The following is a 3,583-nucleotide window of genomic DNA, read 5'->3' as shown; positions in this document are numbered from 1 at the left end:
CGAGCCGTTTTGCATATAGCGACATGCCGAGCCCATCATGCCAGATAATCTTGATCAGGTTGCCGTTGCGGCCGCGGAAGACATAAAGATCGCCGGCATGCGGATCCCGGCCCAACGTCTCCTGAACCTGCAGAGCGAGGCCTTGCATTCCGCGACGCATATCGGTCCGGCCAACCGCCAACCAGATCCGCACCTGGCTCGGAACCGGGATCATGAAACGCCCAGCGCCTTCACCATCGCCGCCGCCAGTGTCGGCGGCGTGGTCAGCGGTATCCGCAGCCGCACCTTGCCGGCGATCTCCAGCTCGATCACCGCTGGTGGCGCCGCCGGCACCGAAGCGGCGAAAGGCTTATCGGGAACCACGACAACGTTGCCCGGGCTCGACGTCACCGTGGCTGCGAGCGTTGCCGCGGCAATCGGCGACATTCGTCGCTTCAGCGATCCACAGAGGCTTGTCGCCTATCTTGGCCTCAATCCCAGCGTGTGGCAGTCCGGTGAGGGACCGGCCTATCATGGACGCATAACGAAGCAGGGCCGAGGGCACGCACGGGGAATGCTGGTCGAGGCGGCATGGGCGGCTGCCCGCTCACCGGGTCCTCTGCGCGCCTTCTACAAGCGGATCGCCTCGCGTCGCGGGAAGCATATCGCGGCCGTCGCCACCGCGCGCAAGCTTGCGAAGATCATCTGGCACATGCTGAGCAAAATGCCGACTACATCTGGGCCCGGCCGGCCTTACTCGCCCGCAAGTTCAGATCGGTCGAGCTGCGTGCCGGCCTCCCTACGAGCCATGCCAGGCGCGGCACCGCCTTCGACCACAACATCCCGGCCAAGCGCGCCGAAGAACGATCCCGAGTCGAAAAGGCAGAAGCTGCCTATGCAGCAGAGAACTTCCCGATGGCGAACGAGGCCGGAAAGGCAGAAGGCTGTGGAAAAAGCCGCCGAATGAGAAGAAGGGGCTATTCTACAACATCCGTCTGCATCGGCTTGCCGGGCGCAATGTAATGCCATTCGACGCGGTTCTGATCCGCCCAGGAGAGGATGGCGTTCGAGGTGAACTCGCTGCCATTGTCGCTGACGATCATCCTCGGCCGGCCGCGCTCGGTGATGAGCCGGTCCAATTCTCGGGCAACCCGCATGCCCGAGAGAGACGTATCAACGATGAGTGCCAGGCACTCTCTCGTGCAGTCGTCGACGACGGCCAGGATGCGGAAGCGGCGCCCGTCGGTGAGCTGGTCCGATACGAAGTCGAGCGACCAGCGCTCGTCGGGCCTCAGCGGCACCAGCATCGGCGCCCTGGTCCCGATCGCCCGTTTGCGGCCGCCACGGCGGCGAACGGCGAGCTTCTCCTCCCGATAGAGCCGGAACAGCTTCTTGTGGTTCACGACCAGGCCCTCCCGCCTCAGCATCACGAGAAGACGCCGGTAGCCGAACCGGCGTCGCTCCTGCGCGATCGCCTTCATCCGCTCGCGAACCTCGCGGTCGTCCGGCCTGCTGGTCTCGTAGCGAACCGTCATGCGGCAACAGCCGATGGCTTTACACGCCCGCCGTTCGCTCATCCCGAAGCCTTCCTTCAGGCGGGCGACAGCTTTCCGCTTGGCCGCGGGCGTCACCATTTCTTTCCCACAAGATCCTTCAACGCGGCATTGTCGAGCATGGCGTCGGCCAGAAGCCGCTTCAGCCGCGTGTTCTCGTCCTCCAGCGCCTTCAGCCGCCGAGCCTCGGACACATCCATCCCGCCGAAGCGGGCCTTCCAGTTGTAGATCGAGGCGTCGCTGACCCCGTGCTTGCGGCACAGATCGGCAACCGATACCCCGGCCTCGTGTTCCTTCAAAATTCCGATGATCTGCTCTTCAGCGAAGCGGCTACGTTTCATCTCTTGGTCCTCTCGATGGGCCAGAACGAACGTACGCCTCCGGCGAGGGCCGCCTTGCGGGAGCATGGCCCGGTAGCGAAGCTGCGCTCTTAAGGTCGTCCTTTCGAGCGTAGTTAGCAGCACAGCATGAGCCATGTGACGTTATTGACCGGACCGGAGCGTCGTCGTCGTTGGCGTGAAGAGGATCAGTGCCGGATCCTGGCCGCGGCATTCGCGCCCGGGGCCATAGTGGCGGCGGTAGCGCGTCAGTACGATGTCGCAACCAGCCTGATCTATAAGTGGCGCCGCACGGTGAGAGCCCGCGAGACGGGCTTTGCCGAATTAGGCGGGCGGAGTCGGGTTCTGAAGGGCATGCACCGCGATATCCGCCTCGACCACCGTCAACGCCTCGTTGACCTGGTTAATCAAGCCGAGGTGGCGCTCGATGGCGGCGCGCTTCATCGGCAGGCAGTATTTGCCTCGCCAGCCATTTGCGCCCGCTGATCCCGACGAGGTTCCCATGCGGACACGGCGGGATCAGGTGGGCGTGGAAGGATTGACTGGATCAGGTTCTTCAGCCGCGAACGCTGGCGAACCAGCTGTGTGCGCCTGGTGACCTGTCTTCGAAGCGCAAGCGTCTAAGGGTCTGGGACCCAGACCTCCGGCAGAAAGCCCGAGGCATAAAGCTTCGCAAGGACAGTGGCGTCGATCATGTCGGTCTTCACCTTCGCTTGCGCGATCATGTGCACCTGCTTGGGATTGGCGATCACGATCCGATCCACATACGGCGACAGCACTTCAGCGACGGCCGCGGCATTGCCGGTCGCCTCGACCACCACATGATCATCGTGGGCGAGTTCCTTCCTGGCGAACTCCTCGAGCTTATCGCGCAGCATTTGAACGCGGCCGAGCTTGACGATCTCGCCATCAAACAACGACACGACCTCGGCGGCTACGCGGTGTATGTCCATGCCGATAATACGCACGGTTCCCTCCAACGTTGGTCACGAACAGGGAGCCCAGCGGGCAACACGACAAATACGGATCCGCGCTCGCAGCGCATCCGGGCGAGTCGTAGGGGCGGCCAGATAATGTGCGCGAACTCGCAGTTCATCTGCATACGACGGCCTGCCCGCACTTGCGTGCTCCCGGTGCCCCGTGGCCCGGATGCGCCAAGCTTAACGAAAGCTGACGACCGAACAAACGATGGCACCGAGAACAACATGCCGGATAATGGCTTCATCGAGAGCTTCAACGGCTGACTGCGCGATGAACTGCTCAACGAGACGCTGTTCACCTCGCTGGCTCAGGCGCGCGTAGCCATCGCCCTGTGGCGCGCCGACTACAATCCTGTTTCATAACACCCATCTGTCTATGTCGTTGAAGTGAATAGGTTTTGCTGATCTGGATGCGATCCCGTGGGGTATTTTGGGTTTTGCCGCGCGCGATGAACGATGCGCTGTGCCGCAGGTTCGCCAAGCGTTGATCGGCTGAAGACCCATGGACCATCCGGCAGAGGATGAACGCCTTCGATCTCGCCCGCCTCGGCGGCGAGCCTGAGGGTCTTCGGTGCAACGCCGAGAAGGCGCGCCGCCTTGTTCAGGTTAAGCCATGGCTCTTTGCCGTCCGCCGCTGGCCGGAAGACAGGGATCTTATGATGCGACCTGTGCGCGGTGACCCGTTCGCGGGTCCATCGATTGCCGTGGCCGGTCACCAGTCCATTGCGGTTGA

Annotated in this window: 3 protein-coding genes and 5 pseudogenes; 4 read left to right on the top strand and 4 right to left on the bottom strand. The window is 63.0% G+C overall.

Features of this window, described 5'->3' with window-relative positions:
- Together tnpB and NKI54_RS36040 are read right to left on the bottom strand one after the other, a co-directional pair.
- The coding region (gene tnpB / locus NKI54_RS36045) for an IS66 family insertion sequence element accessory protein TnpB (RefSeq protein ID WP_352694593.1) at positions 1–214 on the bottom strand (214 nt) is incomplete at its 3' end.
- On the bottom strand, positions 211–426 hold the full coding sequence (locus NKI54_RS36040; protein ID WP_352694591.1) for a hypothetical protein: 216 nt from the start codon (positions 424–426) through the stop codon (positions 211–213). The genes NKI54_RS36040 and tnpB, both read right to left, overlap by 4 nt.
- Here NKI54_RS36040 and NKI54_RS36035 point away from each other — a divergent pair.
- Positions 368–876: pseudogene (locus NKI54_RS36035) on the top strand (transposase); the annotation flags it as partial. The gene NKI54_RS36040 and the pseudogene NKI54_RS36035 sit on opposite strands and share 59 nt — an antisense overlap.
- 83 nt (positions 877–959) lie before the next feature.
- Here the strand turns inward: NKI54_RS36035 and NKI54_RS36030 are convergent.
- Positions 960–1,873, bottom strand: a pseudogene (locus NKI54_RS36030) (IS3 family transposase); the annotation flags it as partial.
- Between the two features lie 126 nt (positions 1,874–1,999).
- Between NKI54_RS36030 and NKI54_RS36025 the strand changes: the two are divergent.
- A pseudogene (locus NKI54_RS36025) lies at positions 2,000–2,170 on the top strand (transposase); the annotation flags it as partial.
- Positions 2,171–2,221: 51 nt separating this feature from the next.
- On the opposite strand, the pseudogene NKI54_RS36020 reads toward NKI54_RS36025, so the two are convergent.
- Positions 2,222–2,838, bottom strand: a pseudogene (locus NKI54_RS36020) (IS110 family transposase); the annotation flags it as partial.
- A gap of 246 nt (positions 2,839–3,084) precedes the next feature.
- On the opposite strand from NKI54_RS36020, the pseudogene NKI54_RS36015 reads away from it, so the two are divergent.
- Together NKI54_RS36015 and NKI54_RS36010 are read left to right on the top strand one after the other, a co-directional pair.
- Positions 3,085–3,201: pseudogene (locus NKI54_RS36015) on the top strand (integrase core domain-containing protein); the annotation flags it as partial.
- Positions 3,202–3,371: 170 nt separating this feature from the next.
- On the top strand, positions 3,372–3,583 hold a 212-nt coding region (locus NKI54_RS36010), incomplete at its 3' end, for a hypothetical protein (protein ID WP_352694589.1).

It is taken from the genome of Mesorhizobium sp. M0663 (genome assembly GCF_040320585.1).
Classification (GTDB): domain Bacteria; phylum Pseudomonadota; class Alphaproteobacteria; order Rhizobiales; family Rhizobiaceae; genus Mesorhizobium.
Note: the sequence above shows the minus strand (reverse complement) of the source record. Positions and strands in the feature narration are given on the sequence as shown.